Origin of the sequence: Paenibacillus sp. GCM10027630 (assembly GCF_042676305.1) — a bacterium.
Classification (GTDB): Bacteria; Bacillota; Bacilli; order Paenibacillales; family NBRC-103111; genus Paenibacillus_S.
This window is the reverse complement of sequence record NZ_JBHTGY010000035.1, coordinates 40,704-57,290: the sequence shown is the minus strand read 5'-3', so window position 1 is coordinate 57,290 and position 16,587 is coordinate 40,704. Positions and strand designations below refer to the sequence as shown.

Annotated in this window: 13 protein-coding genes; 3 read left to right on the top strand and 10 right to left on the bottom strand. The window is 48.6% G+C overall.

Going from position 1 to position 16,587, the window contains the following annotated elements:
• Positions 1 to 103: 103 nt before the first annotated feature.
• From ACFQ0C_RS17015 to ACFQ0C_RS17000, 4 genes are all read right to left on the bottom strand, one after another.
• The gene (locus ACFQ0C_RS17015) at positions 104 to 613 is read right to left on the bottom strand and encodes a hypothetical protein (protein ID WP_379368261.1); all 510 of its coding nucleotides are present in this window, start codon (positions 611 to 613) and stop codon (positions 104 to 106) included.
• 157 nt (positions 614 to 770) lie between these two features.
• Positions 771 to 1,190 (bottom strand): DUF350 domain-containing protein, encoded by a 420-nt coding sequence (locus tag ACFQ0C_RS17010; RefSeq protein ID WP_258218039.1) that lies wholly within the window; start codon positions 1,188 to 1,190, stop codon positions 771 to 773.
• Between the two features lie 116 nt (positions 1,191 to 1,306).
• A complete protein-coding gene (locus tag ACFQ0C_RS17005; RefSeq protein WP_258218038.1) occupies positions 1,307 to 1,984 on the bottom strand; it encodes a PspA/IM30 family protein in 678 nt (225 codons plus the stop codon).
• A gap of 202 nt (positions 1,985 to 2,186) precedes the next feature.
• Positions 2,187 to 4,550 carry an endonuclease MutS2 gene (locus ACFQ0C_RS17000; protein ID WP_379368260.1) on the bottom strand — a complete coding sequence of 788 codons (2,364 nt, stop codon included), beginning with the start codon at positions 4,548 to 4,550 and terminating at the stop codon, positions 2,187 to 2,189.
• A 307-nt stretch (positions 4,551 to 4,857) separates the two neighbouring features.
• On the opposite strand from ACFQ0C_RS17000, the gene ACFQ0C_RS16995 reads away from it, so the two are divergent.
• Together ACFQ0C_RS16995 and ACFQ0C_RS16990 are read left to right on the top strand one after the other, a co-directional pair.
• Positions 4,858 to 5,226, top strand: a complete 369-nt coding sequence (locus ACFQ0C_RS16995; RefSeq protein WP_258218036.1) for a phage holin family protein — start codon at positions 4,858 to 4,860, stop codon at positions 5,224 to 5,226.
• A 242-nt stretch (positions 5,227 to 5,468) separates the two neighbouring features.
• Entirely contained in the window at positions 5,469 to 5,864 is a 396-nt protein-coding gene (locus ACFQ0C_RS16990; protein WP_379368259.1) for a cupredoxin domain-containing protein, read from the top strand.
• A 106-nt stretch (positions 5,865 to 5,970) separates the two neighbouring features.
• Here ACFQ0C_RS16990 and ACFQ0C_RS16985 read toward each other — a convergent pair whose 3' ends face one another.
• The 5 genes from ACFQ0C_RS16985 to pheS all read right to left on the bottom strand — a co-directional run bounded on the left by ACFQ0C_RS16985 (position 5,971) and on the right by pheS (position 15,109).
• On the bottom strand, positions 5,971 to 6,321 hold the full coding sequence (locus ACFQ0C_RS16985; RefSeq protein ID WP_379368258.1) for a Mur ligase domain-containing protein: 351 nt from the start codon (positions 6,319 to 6,321) through the stop codon (positions 5,971 to 5,973).
• Positions 6,322 to 6,542: 221 nt separating this feature from the next.
• On the bottom strand, positions 6,543 to 7,088 hold the full coding sequence (locus ACFQ0C_RS16980) for a CvpA family protein (RefSeq protein ID WP_379368257.1): 546 nt from the start codon (positions 7,086 to 7,088) through the stop codon (positions 6,543 to 6,545).
• Between the two features lie 26 nt (positions 7,089 to 7,114).
• On the bottom strand, positions 7,115 to 11,236 hold the full coding sequence (locus tag ACFQ0C_RS16975; RefSeq protein ID WP_379368256.1) for a hypothetical protein: 4,122 nt from the start codon (positions 11,234 to 11,236) through the stop codon (positions 7,115 to 7,117).
• A gap of 366 nt (positions 11,237 to 11,602) precedes the next feature.
• Positions 11,603 to 14,053: a phenylalanine--tRNA ligase subunit beta gene (gene pheT, locus ACFQ0C_RS16970; protein WP_379368255.1), complete on the bottom strand. Its 2,451-nt coding sequence runs from the start codon at positions 14,051 to 14,053 to the stop codon at positions 11,603 to 11,605.
• A gap of 21 nt (positions 14,054 to 14,074) precedes the next feature.
• A complete protein-coding gene (gene pheS, locus ACFQ0C_RS16965; RefSeq protein WP_379368254.1) occupies positions 14,075 to 15,109 on the bottom strand; it encodes a phenylalanine--tRNA ligase subunit alpha in 1,035 nt (344 codons plus the stop codon).
• Positions 15,110 to 15,720: 611 nt separating this feature from the next.
• Between pheS and ACFQ0C_RS16960 the strand changes: the two genes are divergently transcribed.
• A complete protein-coding gene (locus tag ACFQ0C_RS16960; RefSeq protein WP_379368253.1) occupies positions 15,721 to 15,981 on the top strand; it encodes a hypothetical protein in 261 nt (86 codons plus the stop codon).
• A gap of 71 nt (positions 15,982 to 16,052) precedes the next feature.
• On the opposite strand, the gene lepB is transcribed toward ACFQ0C_RS16960, so the two are convergent.
• Positions 16,053 to 16,583 carry a signal peptidase I gene (lepB, locus tag ACFQ0C_RS16955; protein WP_258218029.1) on the bottom strand — a complete coding sequence of 177 codons (531 nt, stop codon included), beginning with the start codon at positions 16,581 to 16,583 and terminating at the stop codon, positions 16,053 to 16,055.
• Between the last annotated feature and the right edge of the window lie 4 nt (positions 16,584 to 16,587).

Sequence of the window (16,587 nt, the reverse complement as noted above, 5' to 3'; positions counted from 1 at the left end):
AACCTTCCCCATTCCCCCATAAAACATGACCGAATGACAAAAAGAGGGAATTCCTCGACACCGAAGCGCCCTGAATTCCCTTTTATAGATTGATGATTTTCAGTTAACTTTTGCCATGCTCTTTCAATAGTTGTATCATAGCATTTCTGTCATCATCCGCTAAAATATAATCTATTTTAAAACAGGACGGACATACGTATACTTTCGATGTATGGGATGGTTTCAACAAAGGCTGTTTAAGCTTGGAGGGGACAACCGGCGTATAACCAGGCTCCATTGTTTGAGTACCGGCAAACAGCATCAGACTATGGCAGGACGAGCATTCGGGAGCCTCTTCCTGTGTATCCATAACCCGCTGAACACCTTCTTCGTAATCATCGAAGGTATCCGCCTCCATGTCCTCCAAATCATCGTCATCTATATCTTCTTCATCCAATTCCTCTTCATCTTCGTCATATAAGAGCTGCTCCCCGTCCGACTTCACTTTCAGAGATACGCTGCGGTATTCACCAAGCTCATTATAGCAATGAGGACACGTGTCCTCCGGCCCGATCTCAGGGTCCCACACGATCTCGGTTTGGCACCAAGGGCACAGATGGTCAAGCTGCGTCATCATCATTCCTCCGGTTTCTTCATACTAATACTACTAATACTTACTATGCGTGATTAATAAAATAATAGATCCCTGCGCCTAAAAAAACAAGCGCCAAAGCAAATAAGGTTCCCCACAAATATTTCATGCTATGCCTCCCGGGCTGTCTGCAAACCAATTACGAAACACTGGCGCCAATGACATAAGAAATCGAAATCGAAATAATCATTGAAAGAAAACCGACGGCTTTATTATCCTTTTGGATCTCATCATCAATTTTAAAATACGGAGTCAGAAATTCAAAAATAAAATACGCAACCATCAATAAAATAAAGCCGTATCCAGCCCATAGTAAAGAATGAAGAATAGAATCGTTATTTAAGATTGCAAAACGAAAGAGGTTGCATATCCCAAATATTTTACCCCCGGTTGCCATTGCCACGGATAAATTACCCTTTTTAATTTCTTCCCAGTCTTTGTACTTTGTAACCAGCTCGAATATAGCCAAAAATACAACCAAGGCTACAACAGCCACTGAAAAGAATGCCAATGTCTCGATATACGGATTGCTTAACAACACATCCACCTCTTCATTCATCGTATAAACCTCACCCTCATAGACAAGTAGTCTGGCGATTGGATTCTCTTCCCATTATAACGGATGAAGAGACTGTGGCAAAAGCCCCAGCCTCCTTAAGCAACTCCATATTAAATTTAAAGTTCTTTCTTTGCTTGCAACTTGGCTCTGAGAGCGGCCATCTCATCATCAAGACCGTCACTTTTATTTAATTGATTCAGTTCGTCATCCAGGCTGCGATCCTTGGAACGAAGCTCATTGCTAGCTTCCGCTTCTGCTTCCATTTGCAGTACCTTTTCCGACATGCGGTCAAAGCCTCTTGAAGCATTATCGACACCAAATCCGGACATTGCTTGATTGATTTGCTTTTGAGCTTTTGCTGCTTCTGCACGTGCTACCAACAAATCCTTTTTATTCTTCATTTTGGTAAGCTCGTCTTTCATTTCACTCAGCTGATTGCGAAGACGGTCCGCATTACCTTTGGCAATATCGTATTGCTTCTTCATTTCATCAAAACGAATTTGATGTTCTTTCTTATCCTGCAACGCTCTGCGGGCCAAATCCTCATTGCCTTGCTCCAAAGCCTTCAACGCTTGCTCTTCACGCTTCGTTACCATTTCACTTGATTCTTCAAACTGTTGTTTGAATTTCTTCTCAACGGCGATTTGCTTAGCTACCGCAACCTCGGCCTCGTTGATGTCCTCTTCCATATCACGTAAAAACTGGTTAAGCATCTTAACTGGATCTTCAGCTTTGTCCAGCAAATCATTGATCGAAGCCGCTGTTAAATCACGCAATCTTTTAAAAATTCCCATTGTTTATTTCCTCCCATGATTTATTAATTTTATAATAACATCAGAATTAAACCTTTTCGAGAAGCTTGTATTATTTCTGATGTTTCAAGAAAAAACTTTCATATAAATTGAGGGAACTGCATTAACAATGATGTGGATGTTTTTCATACTATACATACGTATAAAAAGAAAAGGAGTTTCAGAGCGTCTCAAAAATTTTTTGTCATTTTAGCTCAGCTACTGTTACCCCCATACCGCCTTCGTGGTAACTGCCGATTCGATAGCTCTTGACATGCTTATGCTTACGCAGAAATTCCTGGATACCCGTTCGTAATACGCCCGTTCCTTTTCCATGAATAATGTACACATTGCCGAAATTCGCCAAATACGATTCATCAAGGAAACGGTCGACTTCTATCATGGCTTCCTCCAGATTAGCACCGCGCAGATCAAGCTCCATTCGCGCGTTCTCATCTCGCGTCCGCTTCAAGCTGGCAGCTACCTGCTGCTTCTTGGGCGCTGGGGCTGCTTTAATCAGCTCAAGATCGGCCAATTGCACCTTCATCTTCATAATGCCAAGCTGTACGGTTGCTTCAAGGTCACCTACTAATTCTACAATGTGGCCTTTTTGGCGCAAGTTCGTCACCAATACTTCATCGCCCGCTTGCAGCTTATCAGGCTTGCTGGAGCCGCTCTTTACCGTAGCTTTTTTCTTTCTTAGCTCCGGTGCTGCTTGATCCAATCTTCGTTTCGCATCACTTAAGTGGTGATCCTTAACGCCAAGAACCGCTTCACGCTGCATACGCCTCAGCTCAGCGATGATCTCATCGGCCTCGCGGCGCGCCTTGGCCACCGCCTCTTGCGCTTCGCGCTCAGCCTTCTCGAACAGCTTGTCGCGCTGTTCCTCGAAGCGCTGCTGCTGCGCCTCCAGCTGGGCGCGCAAGGTCGCTACCTCGCGGCGCTGCTGCTCGGCGGTGTTCCTCTCGGCTTCTGCGATAAGCCGATTCTCCTCAAGCGTGGCGATCATCGATTCCACGCGCTGCTCCTCTTCGCCGACCTGCCCGCGGGCATGGTCGATGATGGATTTCGCGAGCCCGAGACGCTCGGCGATGGCAAATGCGTTGCTTCGCCCAGGAACGCCTACAAGCAGGCGGTAAGTAGGGCTCAACGTTTGCACATCGAACTCCATGCTCGCGTTAATGATGCCTTGACGATCGAAGGCATAAGCTTTCAGCTCGCTGTAATGAGTGGTTGCAACAATTCTGCAGCCCATCCTGTGTATGTACTCCAACAGAGCGATAGCAAGCGCGGAGCCTTCAGCCGGATCGGTTCCTGCTCCGAGCTCATCCATCAGCACCAAACTTTTCGGAGTCATATCTCTAAGAATGCTAATAATGTTGGTCATATGGCTTGAGAATGTACTTAAGCTTTGCTCAATACTTTGCTCGTCTCCAATATCCGCATAGATGGCATCAAAAACACAAAGCTGGCTGCCTTCCTCCGCGGATACAAACAGTCCTGACATAGCCATTAGAGAAAGTAAGCCAATCGTCTTGAGGGATACGGTCTTCCCCCCTGTATTAGGGCCGGTAACAATTATAGTTGTATAATTATTTCCCAGCTCAATATCTAGAGGCACTACCTTATCTGCAGCAATAAGCGGATGACGGCCGCGCTTTATCTTAATGAATCCACGGTCATTCAGCATAGGCAACGTTGCTTTCATCTCATGAGCAAGCCCGGCCTTGGCAAATGTGAAATCCAGCTCAGCCAAAACATCCAGACTCCCAAACAGCTCGTCAGCCACCTCAGCGACCAAAGCAGTCAGTATTTGCAGGATCTTCTCGATCTCCCGCTCCTCCTTAAGCTTCAGCTCGCGCACTCTGTTATTCAATTGGACAACCTGCTCGGGTTCAATGAACAGCGTTGCTCCTGAAGCAGACTGATCATGAATCATCCCGCCGAAATGGCCGCGGTATTCCTGTTTTACGGGTATGACATAACGGTCATTCCGAATCGTAACCAAATTATCCTGCAGCATCTTTTGAATCGATGGAGTGCGGACCATTTGCTCCAGCCGTTCACGTGCCCGAGTTTCGCTGCCGCGAAGCTCTTGACGAATCCGCGCAAGCTCAGCGCTCGCTGAGTCGACTACTTGGGCGTTATCGTCGATGCACAGCTTAATTTTATCCTCAGTAGTCTTTAGATCAGCTATCGACTCCGTAAGTGCGATCAGCAGCGGAATCGAGTACTCCTCATGTACGGTTTCTAGAAACCGTTTTAAGCGGCGGCCACCCGAGATCGTATTGGCTATATCAAACAGCTCAGCCGGATTCAGCATGCCCCCGATTCTGGCGCGGTGTACAGCTGCTGTAATATCCCGAATGCCGCCAAATGGCGCACTGCCTTTGAGCCTGTTTACATTTACGGCTTCATCCGTAGCCTTCAGGCGTTCCTTAACCTCTACAAAATCCCCGCTGGGCAATAGTTTTTCCAGGCGAGCCTTGCCTAAGCTTGTCGCCGCATGATGGGCGCATTTATGTAAAATGGCGGAGAAATCCAATGTCTTTAATATTTTGCTGTTCAATTCCGCTTCCTGCCTTTCTTTCCTATACACAGGATATTCGCTTAGCAACTAAAGCTTAATGCCAATATACCTGATATTGTAAAAACTTCTCTCTATTATATTATATCCAAGACAAGAGGGATTAGCTAATTTTCAAATAAAGTCATTTTCGCCCTGCAGCGACCAAATAATGGTCTACATAAGCAGTTTTCACAAGGAACATAATATGATGTGCACCGATTAAACGATGTCGAACACATTGACGAACAAAAGCCAATATAACGTGCTGCGGATCACGATCCGCTATTCCCAAAAGGAGGTATCAGCGATGCATTTGATTGGACATTTAATCCGGTTTATCGTATCTGCTTTGGTGCTAATGTTTGTGAGCTTTATCGTTCCGGCTTTTGAAGTTGGCGGTTTCTGGAGTGCCTTTTTCTTGGCATTGGTCATTGCAGTTGCCGCTTGGGTCATTGAGGGTATATTCGGCAAACGAATTACACCATTCGGCCGCGGAATTGTAGGTTTCATTACAAGCGCGGTCATCATCTGGCTTGCACAATTTATAGTCAGCGGTGTTACGACAAGTATTATTGGTGCGCTGCTGGCGGCACTGGTCATCGGGATAATTGATTTGTTCATCCCAGTCAAAACTCCCTTTGAACAAGGCCTCTCCGGTCACGAGAAACGCAATTAATCGCGTGCTTGTGGATGGACAGCGAAAAAATCAGCCTGCGGGATCATCTCGCAAGGCTGATTTTTTTGTATAGGTAGCGTTGTACATACAATCCGACAATTGTCCATGATTAATCGCATAGTGCTGGTTTTTGTTCGTAAATACATCATTTTTTTGTCACCTTATTGTCACTGCAAACCCTGCGCAGATCATGTAAGATTGCGTTATAAAATAAATTTATTTTTATAACGGAGGGTTATTTGATGAAAAAATTAATCGTATTAGCCATGGCTGTATGTTTGGTGTTCGCGATTTCCGCTTGCGGTAAAAAAGAAGAGGCAAAAGCGCCAACCGCTCCTGCTGGAGCAGCAGGCGGTGCAAGCTCCGCGGCTTCGCAAGATTTAAAGCTCGTTGCATCGAATTTCAAATTTGACCAAGCTGAATACAAAGTAAAAAAAGGCCAGGATATCAAAGTTACCCTGGAGAACAAAGAAGGAATGCATGGCGTTGAAATTAAAGGCTTGAGCGTTAAGCTTGACGGCAACACCAAGACAGCAACCTTCAAAGCCGACAAAGAAGGCACTTATGACATCATTTGCTCCGTCCCTTGCGGTCAAGGACACATGACTATGAAATCCAAGCTGATTGTTGAAAGCTAAGCTAAGCCTAACCAATCCATGTAATTACATAAGCCGACTATCCCTCAAGCTTGCAGCAGGGAAGTCGGCTTTTTTTGTGCGAATAAGAGTTCAACACCATTATTTCTTAAGAAAGTTCCCAAACAATTTCCTCTAATTGCATCCCTCGGGAGCCCTTTCGATAAGAACTCGCCAAATGCTGAAGAGCTGCTACGCAATCATCTACGAAGATTAATGGAATGTCTTGAGGCGGATCAGGTTGATCGTTTTGCCAAAGTGACGCCGCGGCACCTTTTAGAATGGCCTCTTTAACGTAATCATGCCCGTTTTTCAGCCTGACAATGGGCACAAACAAAGACCCCGCTTCAATAGTTCTTGAATCTATAGAAACGCCTTGAACCACTGTTTCTAAAAATGAGTCCTCCAAGCCTTCTCCGAAACACATTTCTTCTACTTGCCGAAGAGTACGTTGTATCACATTACTTCCCTCCCTAATTTCAAATGAATGTATTCATATATATATGATAGCTATTATAAAATTCGGTTAGTTTCACGATAGGTGCTATGGCTTCATTTTGCAGAAAAACTCAAAATAAAAAAACGGTTTTGTTCGCGAATCATTTCGCATAAAACCGTTTTTCCATTAACAATGGCTACTATATGGATGATATGGACTGTATAATGCCCTCAACCTTACTACTACACATTTTTCTTGTTCCACAGCTCATGAAGCTTATCCGTGACAGAAGGCAATGCGTTCAAAATATACGGGGCCGTTGTGGATCCCTTCAACAAGCGTTGTGCCGTATCATTCGGAATAACGGTCATTACTTGTACAGCAATAATTACAAGCAGCACTGCTTCAGCGAAGCCTAACAAACCGCCGCTCCATTTGTTAAACATTTTGATTCCCGGTGTCAATGCTATCCAGTTCAGTACCCGCCCGACTATGCTTAGTGCCAGCTTTACCCCGAAAAGCAGCAGAGCAAACGCAATGGCATTGTACATATAAGCATCCAGGTTAAGTCCTTTGACAAGAAACTCATATTTCTTGTAGGTCTCATATGAAGGCAAAGACAGCACCCCGGCAATCCAAGGTGCTGCATCGCGATAAAAGGCAAATGCCACAACATAAGCGATAAATAAACCTGCGACGGATACTAGCTGACTGACTAACCCACGGTAATACCCTAACATGGTGCCAGCTACCGTTAAAACAACGGCCGCCCAATCCAATCCGTTCATGCTGCTTCCTCACTTATGCCTTTATTCTATTCCTTTTCTACAAGCTCAATCCATTCGTTATATTCGGTCTGCAGCTTTTCATATTCGGATTTCAGTTCCCCGAGCTCCGTGAAAATCCGTTCAGCACGCTCTTGATGGCTCATGTATTCATTTTGCAGTGAATGATGCTGTTGAGTCTGTTCATCATATTTGTCCTGCAGCTCATTATATAGCTCTATTTGCAGCAGCAATTCTTCTTGCTGGCTTGTAAACTGACGGCGGATCTTCTCGGCCTCTCCGGATAATTCGTCCGTACGGGTCTGCCATTGTCTGGACTGCTGCTCCAAGAGTTCAATTCGTTCCTGTTGTTCCTCCTGAAGCTTATCCAATGCTTGGTTATGCTCCAATTGTTCGAGATATTCACGCTCAAGCGCTGCATATTGACCAGTACCTTGCTGCAGTTGAGCTTCAAGCGCTGCTGCTGCTTCCCCTTGCCCTTGAAGCTGTTCTTGCAGCGAATGGCAACGTTCTTCCAGCTTCATTATTGCTTCGCGGCTCTGACCCTCCTGCTGCTTTAAACTGGCTTGCAGTTCGGTAAACTGGCCTTCAAGCTCGCTGTAGAGCTCCTCTTGAAGTTCCAACTCTTCGCGTTGTCCATTCAATTGACTACGCTGCTCCTCGATCTGCTTGGTCAGTTCATCGCTGCGGCGCTGCCATTGACCGACAGTATCCTGCAGCTGCTGCTGATAAGCTTGCTGCTCACGGAATTGCGACAGTAATCCGCGCTGTTCCTCTTGCATAGTCGTAAGCTGCTGCTGCTGTTCTACAAGCCGTTCTCCACGCTGACGCAGCTCCTGCTCTAGAAGGGCATAGCGCTCATCCCGCTCGCGAAGTGCTTGTGCGCTTTGAGCATACTGCTCCTGAAGCTGCTTTTCTAGACTTTCATGCTGCGACTGCAGCTCATCTTGCAGCTCCTGCAGCAGCTGAGCCTCCTCCAACGCGCTATCCAGCTGACGCTGCTGCTCAGCGAATTGCCCGCGCTGCACTTCTAGCTGAGCCTGCAATTGAGCTGCAACTGCTTCATTTTGCATCCGTTGCTGCTCCAGTCGCTCCTGCTGCTCCATTAACGCTAGCTCGCTCGCTTCACGCTCTTCCGCCAGCTGTCGCTCCAGACGTTCTTGCAGCTCACGCTGCTCTCGCGCGCTTTGTTCGCGCACCTGCGCCAGCTGCTGCTCCAGTCGCTCCTGCTGCTCCATTAACGCTAGCTCGCTCGCTTCGCGCTCTTCCGCCAGTTGTCGCTCCAAATGTGCTTGCAGCTCGCGCTGCTCTTGCGCGCTTTGCTCGCGCACTTGCGCCAGCTGCTGTTCCAAGCTCTCTTGCTTCTCCTGCAGCGCTAGCTCGTTCGCTTCACGCTCTTCCGCCAGCTGTCGCTCCAGACGTTCTTGCAGCTCACGCTGCTGTTGCACGCTTTGCTCACGCACCTGCGCCAGTTGCTGCTCCAGACGCTCCTGCTGCTCCATTAGCGCTAGCTCGCTCGACTCGCGTTCTTCCGCCAGCTGTCGCTCCAGACGCTCTTGCTGCTCGCGCTGCTCTTGCACGCTTTGTTCGCGCACCTGTGCCAGTTGCTGCTCCAGTCGCTCCTGCTGCTCCATTTGCACCAGTTCGCTCGCTTCGCGCTCCTCCGCAAGCTGTCGCTCCAGATGTGCTTGCAGCTCACGCTGCTCTTGCGCGCTTTGTTCGCGCACTTGCGCCAGCTGCTGCTCCAGACGCTCCTGCTGCTCCATTTGCGCTAGCTCGCTCGACTCGCGCTCTTCCGCAAGCTGTCGCTCCAGACGTGCTTGCAGCTCGCGCTGCTCTTGCACGCTTTGTTCGCGCACTTGCGCCAGCTGCTGCTCCAGACGCTCCTGCTGCTCCATTTGCGCTAGCTCGCTTGCTTCGCGCTCTTCCGCAAGCTGTCGCTCCAGACGCTCTTGAAGCTCGCGCTGCTCTTGCGCGCTTTGCTCTCGCACTTGGGCCAGTTGCTGCTCCAGACGCTCCTGCTGCTCCATTAACGCTAGCTCGCTCGCTTCGCGATCTTCCGCCAGCTGTCGCTCCAGACGCTCTTGAAGCTCGCGCTGCTCTTGCGCGCTTTGCTCTCGCACTTGGGCCAGTTGCTGCTCCAGACGCTCCTGCTGCTCCATTAACGCTAGCTCGCTCGCTTCGCGATCTTCCGCCAGCTGTCGCTCCAAACGCTCTTGAAGCTCGCGCTGCTCTTGCACGCTTTGCTCGCGCACCTGCGCCAACTGCTGCTCCAGTCGCTCCTGCTGCTCCATTAACGCTAGCTCGCTTGCTTCGCGCTCTTCCGCCAGCTGTCGCTCCAGACGCTCCTGCAGCTCACGCTGCTCTTGCACGCTTTGCTCGCGCACTTGCGCCAGCTGCTGCTCCAGACGCTCCTGCTGCTCCATTAACGCTAGCTCGCTCGCTTCGCGATCTTCCGCCAGCTGTCGCTCCAGACGCTCTTGCTGCTCACGCTGCTCTCGCACGCTTTGCTCGCGCACTTGCGCCAGCTGCTGCTCCAGACGCTCCTGCTGCTCCATTAACGCTAGCTCGCTCGCTTCGCGATCTTCCGCCAGCTGTCGCTCCAGACGCTCTTGCTGCTCACGCTGCTCTCGCACGCTTTGCTCGCGCACTTGCGCCAGCTGCTGCTCCAGACGCTCCTGCTGCTCCATTAGCGCTAGCTCGCTTGCTTCGCGCTCTTCCGCCAACTGTCGCTCCAGTCGCTCTTGCAGCTCGCGCTGCTCTTGCACGCTTTGCTCGCGCAACTGTGCCAGTTGCTGCTCCAGACGCTCCTGCTGCTCCATTAGCACTAACTCGCTCACTTCGCGCTCCTCCGCAAGCTGTCGCTCTAGACGCTCTTGCAGCTCACGCTGCTCTTCCACGCTTTGCTCGCGCACCTGCGCCAACTGCTGCTCCAAACTCTCTTGCTTCTCTAGTAGCGCTAACTCGCTCGACTCGCGCTCTTCCGCCAGCTGTCGCTCCAGACGCTCTTGCAACTCACGCTGCTCCTGCAGCGCTAGCTCGTTTTTCGCTCTTTCCTGCTCCAGACGCTCTTGCAAAAGACGTCCTTCCTCAGCCTGATGGCCGAGCTGTACCTGCAGCTGCCGCTTCTGTTCATGCTGCTCTTGCAGCTGCTCCTCACTTGCACGACCACGATCCTGCTCTTGTTTAAGCTCAACCTGGAGCTCATTGTATAGTTCAAGCTGCAATTCATACTCTTGCAGGTGTTCGCGTACTTGATCCTGCAGTTGATCGTTCTGCAGACTCAGCTCCTCCAGCTGCTGCTGTCGGCTGTTGCAAAGAGCTTCCAGTTCCTGCACCTCGCCTTGCTGTTCCTCCAACTGGGACCGTAAGGTTTGCAGCTGTCCTTGTTCCTGCTGCAGCTGCTGTTCTAACTTCCGTTGTGCTTCCCCTTGTTTATTCAGTTGGCTTTGCTTCTCTTCCAATTGGCCGCGCAGGCTGCGCTGCTCCTTCAACTGCTGCTCAATCCGCTGATCCTGCTGTTTCTTCTCCTCGGACTGCTTCACCAATCGCTGTTCCAATGCAGCTGATCGCTCTGTTCCCGCCGCAAGCTCCGCTTCCTGTAACTTGTTCAGCTCCTGAAGCTCAGCGGCTTCCTTCTGTACAGCCTGCAGCTGTTCTACAGCTTGACTGCGGTTCTCTCGCTCGGTTCGATAATTCGCTTCCAACCGCTCCTGCTGCTGCTTCGATTGAATCGCAGCCTCGCGAAGCTTTTCCACCTCTGCTTTCACTTGCTTCTTCTCAGTTTCCAGACCTTGGCTTACTGATTCCAATTGCTGTATTCGTCCCTGCTCGCCTACCAACTGCTGCTGAAGCAGCGTATGCTGTTCTTGGAGCTTGCTGAGCTCCTCTCGGGATTGCTCCAGCTGCCGCTGTTTATCAAGAGATTGCTCCAGCTCCTCCTGCATTTTAAAATAATCACTAGCCATATGTACCGCCGCTAACACAGCAATCTTCGGCGTATCCAATCGCGGGGATCCCGCGGCAATTTTATGCATTTGTTCATTGACTTGCGCAGCTACCCGCTTCATATATGTAACGTTCGTCTGGGCAACCAGCTTATATTGGCTGCCAAATATATCTACCGTCATCCGGATTTTGTCTTCACTCACCTGTAAGCTCTCCTTTCGGACTTAACTTAATTCCCCTAAAGAGGTATAAACATCCTTACCAGCCTTTCGGCAATCTTCCCTGTTTCTAAAAAAAAACGATCTTTCTAAATTCATTTTAAGTAAAGTAAAGACGGCATAGTCCTATTGCTTTTCAGGAAATCCTTATACAAGGATAACATCTGCTATGTCCTTGGGGACAAGCACGTTTGTGTCAAGGTAAAGCGAAGGAAAGGTTTAAAACTTATACTTTCCAGCCACCCAAAAAAGCGGTCCCTCGTATCTCATGTTAATTCGATACGTTGAACCGCTTTTCCTGCTATTAAAGGCGTACTTTTGTTCAAATTCCAGAGACATTCTTACTATAAACTATTTACGCAACTCAGCTGCAAAAGTCTTCTCTAATGCATCAACGACCTTGGCATGCAATTCGCTTACCTCTTCATCCGTCAACGTACGTTCAGGAGTCCGGTAAACCAAAGAAAGAGCTACGCTTTTTTTATCAGCACCCAAACGATCTCCTGTGTAAATATCGAATACCTGGATGGATTCAAGCAGTTCAGCGGCAACTTCGCTTACTTTGGCAGTCAAATCACCGACCTGCACTTCGCGATTAACAACAACGGCAATGTCACGTCCTATAGACGGGTAACGAGGCAATTGCTTGTAAGTAATTTGCTCATCCGCATGTTCTGCCAGCACGGTGAATTCAACCTCTAATACGTACGTATCAGCCAAATCCTTCTGCTGTTGAAGTGTAGGATGAAGCTGCCCAAGCGTTCCAATTACTTTGGTACCTTCAGCCGTTGTCAAAGTGATATGTGCTGTACGTCCCGGATGGAGGCCTTCCGGCTGAGCTACTGTATATCCAACAGTGCCTGACAGCCCAAGATAGCTGATCAAGCTCTCAAATGCACCTTTTAAATCATAGAAATCGACATCTCTTGATTTACCGGCCCAATGAGTTTCCTGACGTTTACCGGTCAAAAGTATAGCCAACATCAAGCGCTCATCTGGCAAATGTGAAAGCGATGCTTCCTCCGTTACGAATACTTTGCCAATTTCAAATACTGCAACATCGTTTGTATTACGATTCCGGTTATACGAAGCCGCATCCAGCAAATGAGGGATAAGACTCGTACGCAATGTGCTGCGATCCTCACTCATAGGCATAGCAAGCGCCACCGGTTTAGCTTCTTTATAGGCGCCAGGGAAATCAACAATCTGCTGAGGATGTGTAAATGAATACGTAATTGCCTCATACAACCCACTGCCGGTAAGCAGATTGCGAGCCAGACGGCGAATCGTCTGCTCTTTATTAAGCGCTCCAGGTGTTGTTACACCTGACATAAGTGTTGTAGGAATATTATCGTAGCCATATAGACGCGCTACTTCCTCTATTAAATCAACTGTTCTTGTGATATCGCCACGACGGCTCGGTACATGAACCGTGAATAGATCGCCGTTAGCATCAGAAGTAAAACTTAAACGGTCAAAAATACTTTTCACCTGTTCAACAGTCAGTTCTGTACCCAAGTAATCATTGATACGTCCAACGGACAAATCAATCTTTACCGGTTGATGCTTCTGAGTCGTTGCTTCAACCGTTCCCACCGCTACCTGTCCGCCTGCGTACTCGCTAATAAGCGAAGCCGCACGATTCAATGCCGGCAGGACAGCCTCAGGATTAACTTCCTTCTCGAAACGCAAGGAAGCTTCCGAACGAAGCCCAAGCTGACGTGATGTTTTGCGCACTGTGCCGCCGTCAAATTTAGCTGATTCCAGTAAAATACGAGTTGTACTATCCGTAACCTCGGAGTTTTCCCCACCCATTACGCCTGCTATTGCTACCGGTTTAGTACCGTCAGTAATCAGAAGCATGTGGGATTCTAATGTACGCTCAACACCATCTAACGTTATAAGCTTCTCACCCTGCTTCGCCATACGAACGTCGATATGCCCATTGGAGAGCTTATCAGCGTCAAACGCGTGAAGCGGCTGACCATATTCAAGCATCACATAGTTTGTGATATCGACAATGTTGTTAATCGGGCGAATGCCTGCCGCCATCAGGCGGTTCTGCATCCATAGTGGCGATGTCCCAATGCTTACACCTTCAATCAATCGTGCAGCATAGTGAGAGCATTGCTCCTCCGCTGTAATTTCGACAGAGATGCGGCTGGATGCTTGAACAGCAGAAGCGCTGCCGGCAATACCCTGCTCTGAATCAGGAAGCTTCACAGGACGTCCAAGAATAGCACCGATTTCGTAAGCTGCACCCAGCATGCTTAAGCAATCGGACCGGTTCGGCGTCAAATCCAGATCCATTACATGATCGTTTATGGCAAGCACATCCAGGATCGGCTCCCCAACCTTGGTATCCGCCGGCAGTACCAGTATACCTTCTTGAATTTCCTTCGGCAGTAGCTTATCATTCAAGCCGAGCTCCTTGGCTGAGCAGATCATTCCCTGCGATTCCACACCACGCAGCTTCGCCCGCTTAATGTTCAAGCCGTCCGGCAGCTTCGCTCCAACGATAGCTACAGGCACTTTTTGCCCTGCATCCACATTTTTTGCCCCGCATACGATTTGCAAATCTTCTGCTTGGCCCACATCCACCGTACACACGCTCAGCTTATCCGCATCCGGATGCTTTTCACGCGTTTTCACGTAGCCGACGTACACGCCCTCCACGCCCTTGTTACGGTCCTCCACAAAATCTACTTCAATACCGCTGCGCGTTAGCTTTTCCGCTAGCTCTGCGGCTGTATATCCACTCACGTCCACATATTGGGACAACCATTGATATGATACTTTCATGTCCGCTCACGCTCCTCTCTTTTACAGATGTACAAATTGCTTCAAGAATCGAAGGTCGTTCGTATAAAAATGTCTAATGTCCTCAACGTCATACTTCAGCATCGCAATCCGTTCGACTCCCATTCCAAAAGCAAAGCCGCTATATTCCTCCGGATCATAGCCGGCCATTTCCAATACACGTGGATGCACCATTCCGGAACCTAGAATTTCCAGCCAACCGGTTTGCTTGCAAACTCTGCATCCCGCACCGCCGCACATCGCACAGGTCACATCAACCTCAGCGCTTGGCTCCGTAAAAGGGAAAAAGCTTGGGCGCATCCGAATTTGCGTCTGCTTGCCGAACAGCTCTTGTACGAACTGCAGCAAAGTTCCCTTCAAATCGCTCATACGAATATTCCGGTCGATTACAAGACCTTCAATCTGTGTAAACATATGGCTGTGAGTCGCATCATCATCATCGCGGCGGTATACACGTCCCGGACAAATGATTTTAACCGGCACCTCGCCTTTCATTTTCTCCATCGTCCGCACTTGTACGGGTGAAGTATGGGTGCGCAGCAAAATATCTTCCGTCACATAAAAGGAATCCTGCATATCTCTCGCCGGATGATTTTTCGGCAGATTCAAAGCTTCAAAGTTATAATAGTCCTGCTCAACCTCTGGCCCCTCTGCCACGGTATAGCCCATACCTACAAAAATATCTTCAATCTGTTGAATTACCTTGCTGATAGGATGCACGGCACCAAGACCCGCCGGTCTGCCTGGAAGGGTTACGTCGATCGTTTCCGCACGAAGCCGGGCCTCGGTTTCCGCCTTCAGGTACTCGGCTTGCTTGCTCTCAATAACCGCTTCGATGGCTCCACGCACATCATTCGCCACTTGGCCGATAACTGGGCGCTCCTCGGCGCTTAATGCTCCCATACCTCGCAGAACCTCGGTTAACGGTCCTTTCTTGCCTAAATATTTGACCCTCATGTCGTTCAATTGCTGTTGGTTCGTTACTTGCGCCAGCTCCTGCAGCGCCTCTGCTTTTAAAGCCTCTAAACGCTCTTTCATGATTCTTCTCCTCCTTCGAGTTTTGCCTTGGCAAAACTTTCTTCGTAAGCCTTATCGAGCTTTACTTTTACCAAGCTTTTTTCGTAAGCGGTATTTGTGTGCGACACAACGAACGCAAAAAAGACTTCCCCCATCCCGGATCAGGGACGAAAAAGTCGTGGTACCACCCTAGTTTCGAAAAGCCCCGCGTTTCCTTGCAGACCGGCAATTCCCCGGAATACAAGCAACAGTCGATACCTCTCGCTTCATTAAACATAACGGTTCACGCATGTGATGCGGCCGGTTCCCTCTACTTGCCGCGGATTTCACCGTACGGGTTCAAAGGTCTGCTCAGGAGCGAACTTCGGCAGCCTGTTTCTGTAGAACCGCTCTCAATCTCCGGCGGCTCCTCCCTGTATAGAGGCACTGCTTACTCTTCTCCGTCAACGCATTTCATTGTATGTAAGTATTAGCATATTATATGCAAATTCGATTAAAGATGCAAGCCAGGCAGTCCAGATACGGAAAGTACGCCTTGGAGAAATGGGTATTTGAAGCAGGGACAATCGAACAGACCAATTGGTCGAATGTAACGTATAGTGTCTTATACCCAATCAAAGGAGCTGAAGAAAATGGCTTTTTGTCCAGATTGCCCTACCAAAACTATTTTTGACCCACCGGTGACTATGTATGAGAATCACTTTCATCCTCAACTTGTTGAAGTCATTCATCCTATTGAGATCATTAACCAGCATCATTGCGTGCCTCATTACGAGCATATCTACACCGCTACCTCCAAAGACGTAATGTGCAGCGTATCCTCCGTCAAACAGAAAAAAAATCGTGCCGGCAAAAAAGTTGGCATATCACAGCGCAAAAACAAAAGAGGCTAATAAACTCTAAAAATCATACTAAAAACCTCCGTCAAAAATACTTTTGACGGAGGCGGCTTTCAAATATCAGCTTACTTGGGATCCAACACACCGATATCGGCAATTGGATAATAGCGAAACATCACTTTACCTACCAGCTTGTCCTTGCTCACAAATGGGGTCGGCCATAAGTGCGAGTCAAGACTGTCATTGCGATTATCGCCCAAGAAAAAATATTGATCCTCCGGCACTTGAACCGGACCAAAGCTGTATTTGATCGGTTCCTTTACATAAGCTTCCTCTATGATCTGTCCGTTACGGATTAGCTTACCCTGCTTGATTTCAATTGTATCTCCCGGCAGCCCTATCAACCGTTTAACAAATCGCTCCTCTTCATGGCCGGGAAGCGGAGGATAGAAGACAACAACATCACCGAATTGAAAATTGGTTAGACCTACCATTTTCTCTACCAGAATCTTGTCTTCGAGCTGAATAGTCGGCAGCATGGAACCGGTCGGCACGGTCATCCCTTGTGCTATATACGTATTGAAAGTGAAGCTTATCGCTATAGTTATCGCCAGAGTCGGCACCCATTCTTTGATCCATCGTTTTACTCGCTGCACAATA

Coding starts and splice junctions, on each gene's coding strand:
- ACFQ0C_RS17015 (WP_379368261.1), bottom strand. CDS start 613: ATGACGCAGCTTGACCATCTGTGCCCTTGGTGCCAAACCGAGATCGTG.
- ACFQ0C_RS17010 (WP_258218039.1), bottom strand. CDS start 1,190: ATGAATGAAGAGGTGGATGTGTTGTTAAGCAATCCGTATATCGAGACA.
- ACFQ0C_RS17005 (WP_258218038.1), bottom strand. CDS start 1,984: ATGGGAATTTTTAAAAGATTGCGTGATTTAACAGCGGCTTCGATCAAT.
- ACFQ0C_RS16995 (WP_258218036.1), top strand. CDS start 4,858: ATGCATTTGATTGGACATTTAATCCGGTTTATCGTATCTGCTTTGGTG.
- ACFQ0C_RS16990 (WP_379368259.1), top strand. CDS start 5,469: ATGAAAAAATTAATCGTATTAGCCATGGCTGTATGTTTGGTGTTCGCG.
- ACFQ0C_RS16980 (WP_379368257.1), bottom strand. CDS start 7,088: ATGAACGGATTGGATTGGGCGGCCGTTGTTTTAACGGTAGCTGGCACC.
- pheT (WP_379368255.1), bottom strand. CDS start 14,053: ATGAAAGTATCATATCAATGGTTGTCCCAATATGTGGACGTGAGTGGA.
- pheS (WP_379368254.1), bottom strand. CDS start 15,109: ATGAAAGAGCGTTTAGAGGCTTTAAAAGCAGAGGCGCTGCAGGAGCTG.
- ACFQ0C_RS16960 (WP_379368253.1), top strand. CDS start 15,721: ATGGCTTTTTGTCCAGATTGCCCTACCAAAACTATTTTTGACCCACCG.